This is a genomic window from Enterobacter cloacae complex sp. 397G4, from assembly GCF_050031515.1.
Taxonomy (GTDB): domain Bacteria; phylum Pseudomonadota; class Gammaproteobacteria; order Enterobacterales; family Enterobacteriaceae; genus Enterobacter; species Enterobacter hormaechei_C.
The window spans coordinates 2,298,074-2,314,556 of record NZ_JBLGWE010000001.1 but is presented as its reverse complement, the minus strand read 5'-3'; the positions used below and the strand labels follow the sequence as shown (position 1 = coordinate 2,314,556).

16 protein-coding genes are annotated in these 16,483 nt (G+C 60.0%); 2 read left to right on the top strand and 14 right to left on the bottom strand.

Features of this window, described 5'->3' with window-relative positions:
- Positions 1-57: 57 nt before the first annotated feature.
- A complete protein-coding gene (locus tag ACQG1Y_RS11265; RefSeq protein WP_017693471.1) occupies positions 58-2,034 on the bottom strand; it encodes an alkyl/aryl-sulfatase in 1,977 nt (658 codons plus the stop codon).
- Between the two features lie 202 nt (positions 2,035-2,236).
- On the opposite strand from ACQG1Y_RS11265, the gene ACQG1Y_RS11260 reads away from it, so the two are divergent.
- The gene (locus ACQG1Y_RS11260; protein WP_426736766.1) at positions 2,237-2,872 is read left to right on the top strand and encodes a helix-turn-helix domain-containing protein; all 636 of its coding nucleotides are present in this window, start codon (positions 2,237-2,239) and stop codon (positions 2,870-2,872) included.
- 42 nt (positions 2,873-2,914) lie between these two features.
- Here ACQG1Y_RS11260 and paaY read toward each other — a convergent pair whose 3' ends face one another.
- The 13 genes from paaY to paaA form a co-directional block, all read right to left on the bottom strand.
- Complete coding sequence (gene paaY / locus ACQG1Y_RS11255; RefSeq protein WP_368740433.1) at positions 2,915-3,520, bottom strand: phenylacetic acid degradation protein PaaY; 606 nt, start codon at positions 3,518-3,520, stop codon at positions 2,915-2,917.
- 9 nt (positions 3,521-3,529) lie between these two features.
- The gene (paaX, locus tag ACQG1Y_RS11250) at positions 3,530-4,465 is read right to left on the bottom strand and encodes a phenylacetic acid degradation operon negative regulatory protein PaaX (protein WP_032103751.1); all 936 of its coding nucleotides are present in this window, start codon (positions 4,463-4,465) and stop codon (positions 3,530-3,532) included.
- Positions 4,466-4,586: 121 nt separating this feature from the next.
- Positions 4,587-5,903: a phenylacetate--CoA ligase PaaK gene (gene paaK / locus ACQG1Y_RS11245; RefSeq protein WP_017384511.1), complete on the bottom strand. Its 1,317-nt coding sequence runs from the start codon at positions 5,901-5,903 to the stop codon at positions 4,587-4,589.
- A gap of 26 nt (positions 5,904-5,929) precedes the next feature.
- A complete protein-coding gene (gene pcaF, locus ACQG1Y_RS11240) occupies positions 5,930-7,135 on the bottom strand; it encodes a 3-oxoadipyl-CoA thiolase (RefSeq protein ID WP_017384512.1) in 1,206 nt (401 codons plus the stop codon).
- On the bottom strand, positions 7,135-7,557 hold the full coding sequence (paaI, locus tag ACQG1Y_RS11235) for a hydroxyphenylacetyl-CoA thioesterase PaaI (RefSeq protein WP_048973340.1): 423 nt from the start codon (positions 7,555-7,557) through the stop codon (positions 7,135-7,137). The genes pcaF and paaI overlap by 1 nt, the downstream gene beginning before the upstream one ends.
- Complete coding sequence (paaH, locus tag ACQG1Y_RS11230) at positions 7,547-8,971, bottom strand: 3-hydroxyacyl-CoA dehydrogenase PaaH (protein WP_193041930.1); 1,425 nt, start codon at positions 8,969-8,971, stop codon at positions 7,547-7,549. The genes paaI and paaH overlap by 11 nt, the downstream gene beginning before the upstream one ends.
- A gap of 1 nt (position 8,972) precedes the next feature.
- Positions 8,973-9,761, bottom strand: a complete 789-nt coding sequence (gene paaG / locus ACQG1Y_RS11225; protein ID WP_154817109.1) for a 2-(1,2-epoxy-1,2-dihydrophenyl)acetyl-CoA isomerase PaaG — start codon at positions 9,759-9,761, stop codon at positions 8,973-8,975.
- On the bottom strand, positions 9,761-10,528 hold the full coding sequence (gene paaF, locus ACQG1Y_RS11220) for a 2,3-dehydroadipyl-CoA hydratase PaaF (protein ID WP_063945847.1): 768 nt from the start codon (positions 10,526-10,528) through the stop codon (positions 9,761-9,763). The genes paaG and paaF overlap by 1 nt, the downstream gene beginning before the upstream one ends.
- Positions 10,525-11,595 (bottom strand): 1,2-phenylacetyl-CoA epoxidase subunit PaaE, encoded by a 1,071-nt coding sequence (paaE, locus tag ACQG1Y_RS11215; RefSeq protein WP_033486769.1) that lies wholly within the window; start codon positions 11,593-11,595, stop codon positions 10,525-10,527. The genes paaF and paaE overlap by 4 nt, the downstream gene beginning before the upstream one ends.
- A 7-nt stretch (positions 11,596-11,602) precedes the next feature.
- Positions 11,603-12,100: a 1,2-phenylacetyl-CoA epoxidase subunit PaaD gene (gene paaD / locus ACQG1Y_RS11210; protein ID WP_033486768.1), complete on the bottom strand. Its 498-nt coding sequence runs from the start codon at positions 12,098-12,100 to the stop codon at positions 11,603-11,605.
- Positions 12,101-12,111: 11 nt separating this feature from the next.
- Positions 12,112-12,858 carry a 1,2-phenylacetyl-CoA epoxidase subunit PaaC gene (paaC, locus tag ACQG1Y_RS11205; protein ID WP_033486767.1) on the bottom strand — a complete coding sequence of 249 codons (747 nt, stop codon included), beginning with the start codon at positions 12,856-12,858 and terminating at the stop codon, positions 12,112-12,114.
- 8 nt (positions 12,859-12,866) lie between these two features.
- Positions 12,867-13,154 carry a 1,2-phenylacetyl-CoA epoxidase subunit PaaB gene (gene paaB, locus ACQG1Y_RS11200; protein ID WP_003857353.1) on the bottom strand — a complete coding sequence of 96 codons (288 nt, stop codon included), beginning with the start codon at positions 13,152-13,154 and terminating at the stop codon, positions 12,867-12,869.
- A gap of 12 nt (positions 13,155-13,166) precedes the next feature.
- Positions 13,167-14,096 (bottom strand): 1,2-phenylacetyl-CoA epoxidase subunit PaaA, encoded by a 930-nt coding sequence (paaA, locus tag ACQG1Y_RS11195; protein ID WP_032103760.1) that lies wholly within the window; start codon positions 14,094-14,096, stop codon positions 13,167-13,169.
- 285 nt (positions 14,097-14,381) lie between these two features.
- On the opposite strand from paaA, the gene paaZ reads away from it, so the two are divergent.
- On the top strand, positions 14,382-16,421 hold the full coding sequence (gene paaZ / locus ACQG1Y_RS11190; protein ID WP_368740434.1) for a phenylacetic acid degradation bifunctional protein PaaZ: 2,040 nt from the start codon (positions 14,382-14,384) through the stop codon (positions 16,419-16,421).
- Positions 16,422-16,483: the final 62 nt, after the last annotated feature.

The window sequence follows — 16,483 nt, the reverse complement described above, 5'->3', positions numbered from 1 at the left end:
AAAAAATGGCGCCTTATCGTAATAAGGCGCCAGGATTAACCAGGATGAACGCTAAACTTATGGCGTGACAATATTGAACCAGAAGTCAAATGTGTCCATGTAGCTCAGCATCTCTTCCAGCTTCGCTCCGTCTCCGCTCACCTTGACGTCACCCTTGTCCATCGCCTGCTTGAGCGTCTCTTTCTTAAGGATGATGTCGTTCAGCGTGGTGCGGTCCAGGGTGATGGTTGCGTCGGCATCCTTCGCCTGCGCGTTGGCGGTATGGTTCAGCACGCCGTTTTCCAGCTCCAGCTTGTATTTGCCGCCATCCTTACCGAGATCGATGTTAAAGACCGCTTTCGCGTTACCGGCCCGCACCCCGTTGATGTGCACGCCCAGGTAGTCGAAGAACATTTCCGGGGTCATCGCCCGCACGGTATCCGGGCTGGCGGTGTTCGGCGTCGGCAGCTTCTTCACGCCATTACGCAGTTCCTGCGCGCCGGTCAGGTAGAAGTTACGCCAGGTGCCCGCTTCCGCCTGGTAACCTAACTGCTCCAGCGCGTCGGCTTCCAGATTACGTGCCGCAGCGTTCTGCGGATCGGCGAAGACAATTTTGCTGGTCACCTGCGCCACCCAGCGGTAGTTGCCCTGCTGATAGTCAGCTTTGGCTTTCTGCATGATGGCATCGGCCCCTCCCATGTATTCCACAAACTTCTTCGCAGCCTGTTCAGGCGGCAGTTCGTCGAGGGTAGCCGGGTTGCCGTCGAACCAGCCGAGATAAAACACGTAGGTGGCTTTGACGTCGTGGCTGACGGAACCGTAATAGCCGCGGCTCGCCCACTGTTTTTCCAGCGATTCCGGCAGTGTAAATTCAGCGGCGATCTCGTCGCGGGTCAGCCCCTTGTTTGCCATACGCAGGGTCTGGTCGTTGATGTAGCGATACATATCGCGCTGGCCTTTCATCAGCTTGACGATATTCTCGTTGCCCCAGGTCGGCCAGTGGTGCTGCGCAATAATCACTTCCGCGTCCGCGCCCCAGCGCTCAATGGCGGCGTTGATGTACTTAGACCAGGCCAGCGGATCGCGGATTTTCGCGCCGCGCAGGGAGTAGGTGTTGTGCAGGGTATGGGTCACGTCCTCTGCGGCTTCGATCATTTTCTTCTCTTTGACATACCACAGCATTTCGGACGGGGCTTCTGAACCCGGCGCCATCATAAAGTCGTAGGTCAGCCCGTCAATCACTTCCTGCTGGCCGGTATGGGTAATGTAGTTGGTCGGCGGGATCAGGGTCACCGTACCCGCAGAGGTGGTGGTGCCAAGACCCGCCCCCACCTGGCCTTTTGCATCCGGCTTCAGCAGGTTGCCGTACATATAGCTCGCACGGCGGCTCATCGCATTCCCGGCCATAATGTTTTCGGAAACCGCTTCTTTCATAAAGCCTTCCGGGGCGTAGATCTTCACTTTGCCGGACTTCACGTCGGCTTCGTCAACCACACCGCGCAGGCCGCCGTAGTGGTCGACGTGACTGTGGGTGATCACCACAGCGACGACCGGTTTCTTGCCGCGGTTTGCATAGTAGAGATCCAGCGCTTCTTTCGCCGGTTCAGCGCTTAACAGCGGGTCGATAACGGTGATGCCCTTCTCGCCTTCAATGATGGTCATGTTGGAGAGATCGAGATTGCGGATCTGATACACGCCGTCGGTGACCTTAAACAGCCCGCCAATGTTGATCAGCTGTGACTGACGCCACAGGCTCGGGTTTACCGTATCCGGGGCTTTTTCACCCTCTTTCACGAAATCATATTTCGCCGGGTTCCAGATAACGTTCCCCTGCTCGCCTTTAATCATGTTTTGCGGCAGCGGGGCGATAAAGCCTTTATGGGCGTTCTCAAAGTCGGTTTTATCGGCAAACGGTAATTTGTTATACAGGGCGTTATTTGCCTGCCGGGTTGTGGCAGTGGCATCCTGCGGCTGCACTTCCGCAAACGCGGAAAGCGACAGCGACGTCAACACACCGGCAAGCGCCAGATGTTTAGCAATTAGGGTTAATTTCATTGAATGGCCTCATAGATTAATTGCGCCGCCTGGATATTTACGGTTGGCGGATAATTTTAATGCGAACTCATTGACGACCATTCTAATCAGAATACTTTCTCATCATAGTCCCATATGGGACTGGTTATTTATCGGTTCGTAATCCGGTGGCTATTGCTGCTATACTCGCTACCACGGCAGACGTTGCGGGGAGAGGCTTAGCGTGAATTTTCAGGATATCCATACCTATTATCAGCAACTCAATATTGGGCAATTCTTTCCGCACATGCTTTGTAAAGGCGAGGCCTTAACCGTTGCCGCATATAAAAAATTCACCATCGAGCCTGGCTATATCTATTTTTGTACTGAAGGGTCGCTGACGATATTAATGCCTGATGATGGCCTAAATATTGGCAATACTATCGAGTATATGCCGATAGGGTTAATGGAAAGGTATTGTCCACTGGCGAAGTATGAATATCGCAGCAGTGCGAAGGTGAAGCTGGTGAGAATAGCCTGGGCCGACTTCGACCAGCTATTTTTCGGGGGCGGGTGTGAGCGCATGCAGGCGCTGGCCACCATACTGACCTACATGTCCATTTTCACCATCGATCTGCACAATGAACGCAGGCAGGTCACCAGCTACCAGACCATCAAACCGATGCTCTATCGCTATCTCTATCGGCAGGAGACCCACACGGGAGAGAATGAGGGCCTGGCGCTTTTTATCATCAAGCGCACTAACCTGTCACGCACGCATGTCTTTCGCGTGCTGGCAGATCTTAAAGCCGGGGGCTATATCACCATGAAGCGCGGAAAGCTGGTGTCGATTGACCGCCCCCTGCCGGAAGCGTATTGAGCTCATCTTCACGCCTTGAGCAACGTGCGGGAACGAACGGCCTTATTTATCCCGGCCAGCCGACTTGGGCCGTAAATTCTCATCGAAGACCAGCCGTTTGCGTCCGGGCTCTTCTTCCCGCAGCGGCTCCACCTGATGCAGCGTCTGCTTACAGCGTTCCACCAGCACCTGATACTCTTTTGTGCCCTGCTTCTTCCACGCTATCTCCTGCGCGCTCAGCTCACGAATCGCTTTCGCCGGACTGCCAAGAATTAAGTGATTCGCAGGCATCTCCGCTTTGGCCTTCACAAACGCCGCCGCCCCGACGATGCTGTTTTCGCCGATCGTCGCCCCGTCCATCACGACCGCATTCATCCCCACCAGCGCATTACGGCGGATAATGCAGCCGTGCAGGATCGCGCTGTGGCCGATATGCCCGTCCTCTTCCACCACCGTGTCCTGCTCCGGAAAACCGTGCATCACGCAGTTATCCTGGATGTTCGCGCCGTCTTTCACCACGATCCGGCCAAAATCACCGCGCAGGCTGGCGTTAGGTCCCACGTAAACACCTTTTCCGAGGATCACGTCGCCAATCAGCACCGCGGTCGGGTGAACATAGCTCTCTTCAGGCACGACCGGCGTCAGACCATCAATTTGATAAACAGGCATACCCTCTCCTTATGTGATATTCAGACCACCAAAACGCTGGTGATAAAGCGTGCCGGGAGCGGGCAGCTCGCCCACGGAGGTTTCCCCCTTCTCACTGACAAACGCCAGGGCTCCCGCCGCCACGCGCTGGTAGATGTTAATACACAGCTGTCGCGCGCTCTGTCCCGCCCAGTGCGCAGGAAGTAACTCCTCCGGCAACAGCGGATCTTTCAGCACCACGCGACGATAAAAATGAATGAGTAACAGCTGGATCTGGAAGCAGCGTTCCGGGGTCAAATCCTCAGGCGGCGCCTCTTTCAGCAGCGGCAGCAGCGGACGGAACGAGTTGATAAACGTTTCGTACATCGCGTTTTGTTCGGTCAGCTGCCAGCACTCTTCCACGCGGGATCGTAGCGCCGCGCGTGACAAGGCCAGCGGCGAATGGGCTTCAAAGAAAATGACGTTTTCCGCCACGCCCGCGTCATGCAGCAGAGACTGCACGTCCGCCAGGTTCTGCGACGGCGAGGCCATCAGGCTCGGCGCCAGCGTGCCGAACCCTTGCCAGATGAGCTGTTTTTTCACGTCCGCGAGCGTGGTTTTATCCAGCCCCTCGGAAAGCAGCAGCAGCCATTTACCATCCCACGCCGGCAGTTCCGCACGGTAGATTTTATTTTCCGCGCGGCGGGTCAAACGCAGCCCCTTGTCGCTGAGACGGTAAAAGCTGCGACGGCCAATGCGGGACACGTCCAGCCAGCCCTCTTTGTTCAGGCGAAACAGCGCGGTGCGCACAAAGCGCTCCCCGAAACCCATCCCTTCCAGCAGGGCCGCCAGGCTGCCGAGCCAGATCTCTCCGCCGCGATGGGAAAGCGCGTCGCCATACAGCGAGGAGATAAGCGACGTTCCGCTGACGGGAACAGAGCTGACCGCGTGCTGGATAAAGGCATCAAGTTTATTCATGTGATTCATTCTGTTGTTATTTTTTTCCTGGATGAATCATAGCATACGAATCTGGGGTGTATCCTCTCCCAAAGGGAGAGGGTACTTAATACACCCTCTCCCTTTGGGAGAGGGCTGGGGTGAGGGAAATTCAACCGTTGGCTGCCACTTTACGCAAATCAAATACCCGGCAGGCTTTACCCTCGGAGCGCGGTATACTGCCGCAGTTCACGATCATCACGTCGGTCGAGATCCCCACCATCGATTTAATCCGATGACGCAGCTGATGGCAGACCTGACAGCGCTGTTCATGGGTCAGCGTTAAGCTGCTCTGTTTCAGCTCGACCTTCACCGAAAGTGAATCAAGATGCCCGCGGCGGTTCACCTCCAGCTGATAGTGCGGCGAAAGGTGTTCGAACTTAACGATCTCCTCTTCCAGCTGTGACGGGAAGACGTTAACCCCGCGAATGATGAGCATGTCGTCGCTGCGCCCGCTGATGCGATCCATCCGGCGCATGGTGCGTGCGGTGCCCGGCAGCAGGCGCGTCAGGTCGCGGGTGCGGTAGCGGATCACCGGCAGCGCCTCTTTGGTCAGCGTGGTGAACAGCAGCTCACCCTGCTCGCCGTCGGCCAGCGGCGTGCCGTCATTCGGGTTGACGATCTCCGGGTAGAAGTGATCTTCCCAGATGGTCGGGCCGTCGGCGGTTTCAAGACACTCCATCGCCACGCCCGGCCCCATCACTTCGGAGAGACCATAGATATCCAGCGCGGTAATGCCCAGCCGTTTTTCAATTTCGCGGCGCATCGCCTGCGTCCACGGCTCGGCGCCAAACACGCCGACGCGCAGGGAACAGGCGCTGGCATCACCGCCCATCTGACGCTCCAGCTCTTCAATCAGGTTCAGGCAGTAAGACGGCGTCACCATGATCATATCCGGCTGGAAATCGCGGATCAGCTGCGCCTGCTTCTCCGTCTGGCCGCCGGACATCGGGATCACCGTCGCTCCCAGACGCTCGGCACCGTAGTGCGCCCCCAGCCCGCCGGTGAAGAGCCCGTAACCGTAGGCGACGTGAATTTTATCCTTCGCGCTGCCCCCGGCGGCGCGCAGGGAACGGGCGACGATATTGGCCCAGTTGTCGATATCATTCTGGGTATACCCCACCACGGTCGGCTTTCCGGTGGTGCCCGACGAAGCGTGGATACGCACCACCTGCTCCATCGGCACCGCAAAGGTATCAAACGGGTAGTTGTCGCGCAGATCCTGCTTGGTGGTGCACGGGAATTTTTGCAGGTCCGCCAGCTCGGTGAAATCGTCAGGGTGAACGCCCGCGGCATCAAACTTGCGTTTGTACATCGGAACGTTGTTGTAGGCGTGGTGCAGCGTCCACTTCAGGCGCGCGGTCTGCAACGCCTGCAATTCATCAATGGACGCGGTTTCGATCGGATCAAGCTTTGTTGTATTTATCATCGCAGGGTACTCACATTATTGTTCGCTCAAACACGCTCAAGGATCATGGCAATGCCCTGACCCACACCGATGCACATCGTACACAGCGCGTAGCGCCCGCCGCGTCGGTGCAATTCATTGCTTGCGGCCAGCGCCAGTCTGGCACCGCTCATTCCCAGCGGATGACCTAGCGCGATCGCCCCGCCGTTCGGGTTGACATGCTCCGCGTCATCCGGCAAGCCCAGCTGACGCAGCACGCCCAGCGCCTGTGCGGCGAAGGCTTCATTAAGCTCAATGACGTCCATATCGGTGATACTGAGTCCAGCACGCTCCAGCACCTTGCGGGTGGCGGGCACCGGGCCTAATCCCATCAGGCGCGGCTCGACGCCCGCTGTCGCCATGGCCACAATGCGGGTGCGCGGGGTTAACCCCTGGGCAAGCGCCATCGGCTCGCTGGCGATAATCAGCGCCGCCGCCCCGTCGTTGACGCCAGAGGCGTTCCCCGCCGTCACCACACCGTTCTTACGGAACGGGGCTTTCAGCGCGGCAAGCTGTTCCAGGGTGGTTTCGGCGCGCGGATGCTCGTCCACGCTCACTTCCGTTACCGCACCTTTTTTCCCCGCCACCTGTACCGGGATAATCTCCTGCGCCAGAACGCCATTCTGCTGCGCCCGCGCGGTGCGCTGCTGGCTGCGCAGGGCAAATGCGTCCTGATCGGCACGGCTTATATTTAACAATTCCGCTACATTCTCTGCCGTTTCCGGCATGCTGTCAGTTCCGTATTGCTGATGCATGAGCGGATTCACAAATCGCCAGCCGATGGTGGTGTCGAAGATCTCCGCCTGACGCTGAAACGCCGCCGTGGCTTTGCCCATCACGAACGGCGCACGGGACATGGATTCGACGCCACCTGCGATCAGCAGATCGCCATCCCCGGCCCTGATGGCGCGCGCCGCAAAGCCAATGGCATCCAGACCGGAGCCGCACAGGCGGTTAATGGTGGTGCCGGATACCGTCTGCGGCAGCCCGGCCAGCAGCGCCGACATGCGCGCCACGTTGCGGTTATCCTCCCCGGCCTGATTCGCGCAGCCGAAGATCACGTCATCTATGCGCTCCAGATCGAGCTGCGGGTAACGCGACAGCAGCGCACGCAGCGGCACGGCACCTAAGTCATCGGCGCGCACGCTGGATAATCCTCCGCCGTAGCGACCAACCGGGGTACGCACCCCCTCACAAATAAATGCGTCACGCATCAGGCTTCTCCTGTCACACTGCCGCCAGTGCGGTGCGATTTCCCGCGAAAAAGAGCGACGGTTTTCTGTTGTTGGTTCTGAATTTCAATGTCGTAGACGCCGGTAAGTTTGCCCTGATGCTTCACCCGCGCGGTGGCGGTGAGCTTATCTCCGGCAAAGCCCGGACGCAGAAAATCGATGGCGCAGCCTGAGGCCACCGCCGCCAGCCCCTGACTGTTGCAGGCGTAGGCAAAGGCCGTATCGGCCAGCGAGAACAGCTGTCCGCCGTGACAGGTTTTATGCCCGTTGAGCATCTGCGGGGTGATGGTCATGGTCACCACCGCGTAGCCCTCGCCCATGTCGATAATGTCCATCCCCATCGCCAGCGCGCAGGCGTCCCGTTCGTACATCGCGCGGGCGTTATGCCAGGCGTTATGACTCATAGCTACTCTCCAGAAGCGCACGCTGGCGCAGCAGTGAACAGGGGCGATAGCGTTCCTCGCCGTAGTGACGTTGCAGATTCTCCAGCAGCGTTAACAGACGCTGCCAGCCAAGGCGCTCGCCCCAGGCGATGGGCCCGCAGGGATAGTTGACCCCTAAGCGCATGGCGGTATCAATGTCTTGCTCGCTGGCGACCCCTTTTTGCAGGGCGTCCAGCGCTTCGTTGGCAATCATCGCTACCGTGCGCCAGACCAGCAGGCCGGGGTAATCAGCAATCTGTACCACCCGTTTCTCCTGATGCTGCAACCAGTAAATGGCTTTCTGCGTGGCGGCGTGCGGGTTGCCCGGTGCGGCGGCTATCACGGCCACATCCCGCTCGATGCGGTCGACCACCACCACCGGGCAGCCGTGGCGCAGCGCCAGCGACTGCGCGGTTTCACCCTGCGTTTCGATCAGCAACAGATCGTCAATTTCCGTGACACCGTCACTTCTTCGCTGTACGCGCATCGGGCTGAAGCTGTCGCTGACCGGGGCGAGCCAGCTGACGGCGGGTTTCTCCTCCAGCCAGCGGTAAACGCCCTGCCCGCTTTTCTTACCCAGACGCCCCGCCAGCACTAGCTCCTGCTGCACCAGCGACGGCAGAAAACGACGCTCCTGCCAGAAGGCGTTAAACACGGAGCAGGTCACGGCAAAGTTGACGTCCTGACCAATCATGTCCGTCAGCTCAAGCGGCCCCATCGGGAAGCCTCCGCCGTCTCGCAGGGCGGCGTCGATCACCTCGGGCGTTGCCACCTGCTCTTCCAGCGCGCGCCAGGCTTCCGAGTAGAACGGGCGCGCCACGCGGTTGACGATAAACCCCGGCGTGGACTGGCAGCGTACCGGCTGCTTTCCCCAGCTCAACGCCAGCTCGCACAGTGCATCGGCCACTTCGGGAGAGGTCGCCAGCCCGCTGACCACTTCCACCAGCTTCATCACCGGGGCAGGATTGAAGAAGTGCAGCCCGGCGACGCGTTCAGGGTGGTTTATCTCCGCTGCAATCGCGGTAACGGAAATGGACGAGGTATTGCTGGCAAGCAGCGTCTGCGGCGGGCAGATCTCTGCCAGCTGGGTAAACAGCGCTTTTTTTACCTCAAGCCGCTCAGAGGCCGCCTCGATCACCAGATCGGCTTTCGCCAGAGTACTGATAGTCGTCACCGGCGTCAGGCGGGCGAGGATCTGTTCCCCGGCGTCGGCAGAGAGTTTTCCGCGCGCAACGCGAGAGGAGAGCCGCTGACGAATGCCGTCGATGGCGCGGGAAATCGCCGCTGCATCAATGTCGTACACCAGAACCGGATGACCGTGGCTGGCTGCCACTTCGGCAATACCGGCGCCCATGGTGCCGCTGCCAATGACGGCGACCGTATGGATATTCACCATCTTATTTCCCCGTAAAGTTCGGCGCGCGTTTTGCCAGGAACGCGCTGACGCCTTCCCGGTAGTCGTCGCTGCGTCCGGCCAGACGTTGATAGTCGCGCTCCAGATCAAGCTGGGCGTCAAGGGTATTGGTTTCTGCGGCGTTGATCGCCTGCTTGATCAAGCCCAGGCCAAAGGTCGGCTGCGAGGCAAAATGCAGCGCCATCTGCTGTGCGGTGGCGGAGAGCTGGTCGTCGTCCACCACCTGCCAGATCATTCCCCAGGCCTGTGCCTGCTCGGCGCTGAGCTTATCACCCAGCAATGCCAGCCCCATGGCGCGGGCGCGTCCGGCCACGCGCGGCAGCAGCCAGGTTCCGCCGCAGTCCGGTACCAGCCCGAGCTTGCTGAAGGCCATCACAAAGCTGGCTGAACGGGCCGCAATCACCATGTCACAGCCGAGGGCCAGCGTGGCCCCCGCGCCCGCCGCCACGCCGTTAACCGCGCAAATCACCGGCTTCGGCAGTTTTGCAAGGCGGCGCACCAGCGGGTTGTAAAAAGTCTCAACGGACATGCCCAGATCGGGCGCGGGGCCGTTCGGGTCGACGTTACGGTCGTTAAGATCCTGCCCGGCGCAGAAACCGCGTCCTGCCCCGGTGATCAGCAGGCAGCGGATGTCGTCATCGCGCTCGGCCTGCTTCAGGCATTCGGAAAGCTGCTGGTGCATGACGTCGTTAAAGCTGTTCAGGCGCTCCGGGCGGTTCAGCGTAATGGTCATTACGCCCTGCTCAACATGGCTCAGAATAGATTCCACAATTAGCGTCCTTTAAAGTCTGGGGTGCGTTTTTGTAAAAAGGCGTTGATACCTTCCCGGCGATCGTCGGTGGCCGCGAGCAGCGCAAACAGCTGACGCTCCTGCGCCAGCCCGGCCTGAAGCGGGACTTCCTGCGACTGGCGAAGCGCCTGCTTCGCCGCCTGTAGCGCCAGCGGCGAGTGGCGCGCCATCCGCGCCGCCTGTTTCAGGGCATACTCCAGCGTCAGCGAGGCCGGGTAGACGTCGCTGACCAGCCCGGCGCTGTGCGCCTGAACCGCCGTGATGCTTTCGCCCGTCAGCACCATTTTGCTGGCCAGCGATTTACCCACGCAGCGGATCAGCCGCTGGGTGCCCCCTGCGCCCGGCATGATCCCGAGGGTGATTTCCGGCAGGCCAAAACGGGCGTTATCGCCGGCAATCACGACATCGCAGAGCAGCGCCAGCTCACAGCCTGCCCCCAGCGCGAAGCCGTTCACGGCGGCAATCAGCGGTTTGGTGAAGGCGTTGATCCGCGCCCACAGCTGCGGGCGGATATCGTTCAGGGTGGCGGGCAGGTCTTTCTCCGCCATTTCGTTGAGATCGGCCCCGGCGGCAAAGCAGCGTTCGTTGCCGTACACCACGCAGACGGCGATCTCAGCATCCGCAGCGGCGGCCTCAAGCTGCTCCGCGATTTGCAGGAGCAGCGCATTGTTGAGCGCGTTGCGCGCCGCCGGACGGTTTAGCGTCAGCTGCAACACGCGGCCATGACGGGTGACAATCAGTTCGCTCATGCCATCCCCTTCGCATCAAAATCGACGATAACGTCGGCGGTTAACGGCAGCGCCTGACAGCTCAGCACATAGCCTGCGGCCAGCTCGTCCGGCTCCAGGCTGTAGTTGGTCGCCATGTCCACCTTGCCGCGCAGCACTTTGCATTTGCAGGTGGCGCATACGCCGCCCTTGCAGGCGTAAGGCAGATCCGCCCCCTGACGCAGGGCCGCGTCAAGAATGCTTTCGTCGTCCGCCGTCAGGGTGATTTCACGGTCGCGCCCGTCCTGACGGACGGTGACCTTCTGCCCGTCGGCCTGCACGCTGGCTGTCCGTTTAACGGCGGTACCTGGCGTGTTAAAGCGCTCAAGATGGATCGCTTTTTCCGGCATGCCCAGCGCTTGCAGCGCCGCTTCGGCCTCATCCATCATCGCCGACGGGCCGCAGATGAAGGCTTCATCGTACTGACGGAAATTCACCAGCGTTTTTGCCAGCGCCTGGAGTTTTTCCCCGTCAATGCGGCCATGGAGCAGATCGCTGTCGAGCGTCTCCTGGCTGAAGATGGCGATCAGCTGCAAACGCTGCGGGTATTTATCTTTCAGGTCCGCCAGCGCCCGGCGGAACATCATGCTCTGGCTGCTGCGGTTGCCGTAAATCAGGGTGAAGTGGCTGTGGGCTTCAGTGGCCAGCGTAGCGGACATAATCGCCAGCATCGGGGTGATCCCGGACCCGGCGGCAATCGCCAGATAGTGGCCTTCGCGTTCGGCCTGCGGCTGATAGCCAAACTGCCCCTGGGGCACCATCACCTCCAGCGCCATGCCCGGTTTGATCTCGTCCCGGGCATAGCGGGAAAAACGTCCGCCCTCGATGGCTTTGACCGCCACGCTGATCTCACCGCACGCGGTGCTCCGGCAGATGGAGTAGCAGCGGCGCAGTTCATCCCCGCCAGGACTGGCTTTCAGGGTCAGATGCTGACCGGGACGGAAGCGGTACGCCTCCTGTAACGCCTGCGGCACCGCGAAGGTAATGGTCACCGCGTCGCGGGTTTCGGGTTCTACTTTTGCCACTGTTAATGAATGAAACGTTGTCATGGCAGCCTCAAATACATTTGAAATAGTCGAAGGGCTCACGGCAGGTATTGCAGCGGTAGAGCGCTTTGCAGGCCGTAGAACCAAATTCACTGATAAGCGAGGTATCGGTGCTCGCACAGCGCGGGCAGCTCACCTCAGCGGGAAGGTGGGCATGGCAGCTATGGCCGACAGGCGGGCTGATGCCATATTCACGCAGGCGCCTGCGGGCATCGTCGGTCATCCAGTCGGTGGTCCAGGCGGGCTCCAGTTGCAGCACAATATGTACCGGGCTAAAGCCGTTTCCGGTCAGGGTTTCGCGGATCGCCCCCAGCAGATGCTCCGTTGCCGGACAGCCCGAATAGGTTGGCGTGAAGCCGATGACCCAGCCTTCCCCCTGCGCCTTCACGCTGCGCACCATGCCTAAGTCGGTGATGGTCAGCACCGGCACTTCCGGGTCGGGGATCTGGCTTAACAGCGCCCAAATCTGCGGGATTTGTGCAGGCGCGATGTCGACGAGGCGTTGCATGGCGTCCTCCTTTACCACTGCTGGCCGGGGTAAACGCGCTGGAGATACTGCATCTCTGCCAGCATCGGCCCGAGGTGTTCAGTATGTAGCCCCTTCTTGCCGCCCGTGCGATACGCCACCTCTTCGGGCACGCGGAGGGTGGCTTCCGCCAGGCCAGCAAATACTTCGCGCTCCCACGGGTCCCGCAGGTCGCGCGGATCAACCGCCACGCCGTCATCAATTAGCGCCAGCTCGAGGTCGTCGGCGTCGAACAGTTCAGCCGTAAAGCGCCACAGGCTATCCACCGCCTGCTGCATTTTTTGTGCGGAGGTCTCTGTTCCGTCCCCCAGCCGCACCAGCCAGCCGCGGCTAAAGCGCAGGTGATAGCGTGCCTCCTTAATGGCTTTTGCCGCGATGGCGGCAAGCTGACTGTCGCTGCTATGGATCAGCCGCTCGTAGAGCGCCACGTTCCACGCATCCATCAGATACTGACGGGCAATGGTGTCAGCGAAGCTGCCGTTTGGTTGTTCCACCAGCAGCAGATTGCGGAACTGACGCTCATCGCGGCCATAGGCCAGGGTGTCTTCATCGCCCTTACCCTCCCGTTCAGCGGCGTAGGTCAGGAAATTGCGCGCCTGCCCGAGCAGATCAAGGCCGATATTGGCGAGCGCCAGGTCAATTTCCAGCTCCGGCGCGTGGCCGCACCAGGCGCCCAGACGCTGTGAGAGCACCAGACCGTTGTCGCCCAGACGAAGGGCATAAGCAGATACGTTGTTCATCCCCAACCTCACATATGCTCGATGCCATCAGGGATGGTGTAAAACGTCGGATGGCGGTAGACCTTGCTTTCCGCCGGATCGAAAAACTCCCCGCTCTCTTCCGGCTGGGAAGCGACGATTTCACTCGCCTTCACCACCCAGATGGAACAGCCTTCGCTGCGGCGGGTATAGGCATCGCGCGCGTTTTCCAGCGCCATGCGGTCGTCGGCAGCGTGAAGGCTGCCCACATGCCGGTGCGACAGCCCCTGCTTCGAACGGACAAAAACTTCGTATAACGGCCAGTAAACATTGCTCATGGTTGATTCCTCTTATGCGGCCTGGCGGGCGCGTTGTTTTTCCGCGTGGGCCAGAGCGGCTTCACGCACCCATGCGCCGTCGTCCCAGGCTTTACGTTTTGCGGCCAGACGTTCGTGGTTGCAGATCCCGCGCCCGGTGATCACCTCGTCAAATTCCTGCCAGTCGATTTCGCCGAAGCGGTAGTGGCCGCTCGCTTCATCGAAACGCAGGTCGGGGTCCGGCACGGTCATACCGAGCATCTCCACCTGAGGCACCGTGTTGTCCACGAAGCGCTGGCGAAGCTCATCGTTGCCAAAGCGTTTGATCTTCCAGGCCAGACTGCGGGCGCTGTTTGGGGAGTTGTCGTCGTTGGGTCCAAACATCATCAGCGCGGGCCACCAGAAACGGTTGATGGCGTCCTGCAACATCTGCCGCTGGGCTTCGCTGCCCTGCGCCAGCGCCATGCAGGCCTCAAAACCCTGACGCTGGTGGAAGCTCTCTTCTTTACAGATTTTCACCATCGCCCGGGCATACGGACCGTAAGACGTACGACACAGCGCCACCTGGTTCACAATGGCCGCCCCGTCCACCAGCCAGCCAATGACGCCGATATCGGCCCAGCTCAGGGTCGGATAGTTGAAGATGGAGGAGTATTTCATCTTGCCGTCGAGCATCTTTTGATAGATGTCCTCCCGGGCGCAGCCCAGCGTTTCCGCCGCGCTGTAGAGGTACAGGCCGTGTCCGGCTTCGTCCTGCACCTTCGCCAGCAGAATGGCTTTCCGGCGCAGCGTCGGCGCGCGGGTGATCCAGTTTCCTTCCGGCAGCATGCCGACAATCTCAGAGTGGGCGTGCTGTCCAATCTGGCGGATCAGCGTCTTGCGGTAGGCATCCGGCATCCAGTCCTGCGGCTCGATGGCCGTCTCCTGTGCGATGCGTTGCTCAAAGCGTTGTTCTTGCGTCACATAACCACCTTTGTGATTCGTCAAATCACCACAAATAGCAAAATGGTGAATCATTTGTTTCCTTAAAAGTTACACAAAGGTTAAATATAACCCCAAGAAGCGTTTGTTTATTTTGTGACGACGCTCGCAAGCCTTTTCATGAAAGGCCGATAACGCAAGGCTTCTGGGTGGTCAGGTTAAGCAATACAGATCACAGCGTTAACAATTCATTAAAACTCAGCTTGATTTTTATGATTCGCGATCAAACTATTTATAGTGAAATCATGAAACATCTGGAGAGAAGAAATGCAGCAGTTAGCCAGCTTCTTGTCCGGCACCTGGCAATCAGGCCGGGGCCGCGAGCGCACCATCACCCACGCCATCAGCGGGGAAACGCTATTTGAAGTCACCAGCGAAGGGCTGGATATGGCGGCCGCGCGCCGTTACGCCATTGAACACGGCGGAGAAGCGCTCCGGGCAATGAGCTTTATCGAGCGCGCCGCCATGCTGAAGGCGGTGGCCAAACATCTGCTGAGCCAGAAGGATCGCTTTTATGCCCTGTCAGCTCAGACCGGCGCGACGAAGGCCGACAGCTGGGTGGATATTGAAGGCGGTATCGGCACCCTCTTCACCTACGCAAGCCTCGGCAGCCGTGAGCTGCCGGACGATACCCTGTGGCCGGAGGATGAGCTGATCCCACTGTCGAAGGAAGGCGGTTTTGCGGCACGTCACGTGTTAACGTCGAAATCCGGCGTGGCGGTGCATATCAACGCGTTCAACTTCCCGTGCTGGGGGATGCTGGAAAAGCTCGCGCCCACCTGGCTTGCCGGGATGCCCGCCATCATCAAGCCCGCCACCGCCACCGCGCAGGTGACTCAGGCGATGGTGAAAGCGATCGTCGAAAGTGGACTGGTGCCCGACGGCGCCATCAGCCTGATCTGCGGTGGCGCGGGCGATCTGCTGAACCAGCTCGACAGCCAGGACGTGGTGACGTTTACCGGTTCGGCCAGCACCGGGCAGAGTCTGCGCGTCCACCCGAATATCGTCGCGCATTCCATTCCGTTTACCATGGAAGCAGATTCTCTTAACTGCTGCGTGCTGGGTGAGGACGTGACGCCGGAACATCCGGAGTTTGCACTGTTTATTCGCGAAGTGGTGCGCGAGATGACCGCCAAAGCCGGGCAAAAATGTACCGCCATCCGCCGCATCATCGTGCCGGAAGCGCAGGTTGACGCCGTCAGCCAGGCGCTGATTGCGCGGCTGGAGAAAGTGGTCGTCGGCGATCCGGCCCATGAAGGGGTGAAGATGGGGGCCCTCGTCAACGGTGAGCAACGTGCTGACGTGCAGGAAAAAGTCGATCATCTGCTTGCCGCGGGCTGCCAGATCCGTCTGGGTGGTAAAGCCGATTTGCAGGCGGCTGGCGCATTCTTCCCGCCCACCCTGCTGTTCTGCCCGCAGCCGGACGAAACCCCGGCCGTTCACGCCACCGAAGCCTTTGGCCCCGTCGCAACCCTGATGCCCTGCCGTAACACCGAACACGCCATGCAGCTGGCGCGGGCGGGCGGCGGCAGCCTGGCGGGAACGCTGGTTACGGCAGATACCCGCGTGGCGCGGCAGTTTATTGCCGGGGCAGCGCGCGCCCACGGACGTATTCAGATCCTCAACCAGGAATCCTCGAAAGAATCCACCGGCCACGGTTCACCGCTGCCGCAGCTGGTGCACGGTGGTCCGGGACGTGCGGGCGGCGGCGAAGAGCTGGGCGGCCTGCGCGCGGTGAAGCACTATCTTCAGCGCACGGCCATTCAGGGCAGCCCGTCCATGCTCGCCGCGATCGGTAAACAGTGGGTTCGTGGCGCGGAGGTGCAGGAAGATCGCGTTCATCCGTTCCGTAAATACTTCGAGGAGTTACAGCCGGGCGACAGCCTGCTGACCCCGCGTCGTACCCTGACGGAAGCGGATATCGTGAATTTTGCCTGCCTGAGCGGGGATCATTTCTACGCCCATATGGACAAAATTGGCGCGGCGGAGTCGATTTTTGGTGAGCGCGTGGTACACGGTTATTTCCTGATTTCCGCCGCGGCGGGGCTGTTTGTCGATGCCGGGGTTGGGCCGGTTATTGCCAACTACGGCATGGAAAACCTGCGCTTTATTGAGCCGGTCAAGCCGGGTGATACCATTCAGGTGCGCCTGACCTGTAAACGTAAAACGCTGAAGAAACAGCGCACTGCCGAGGAAAAACCCACCGGCGTGGTGGAATGGGCGGTGGAGATCTTCAACCAGCACCAGCAGGCCGTGGCGCTCTACTCCATCCTGACGCTGGTGGCGCGCCAGCAGGGTGACTTCTGACCCACCTCTTTCTTGCCGGGTGTCGCTCCGCTTACCCGGCCTACAACTACCTGACCGGGGTG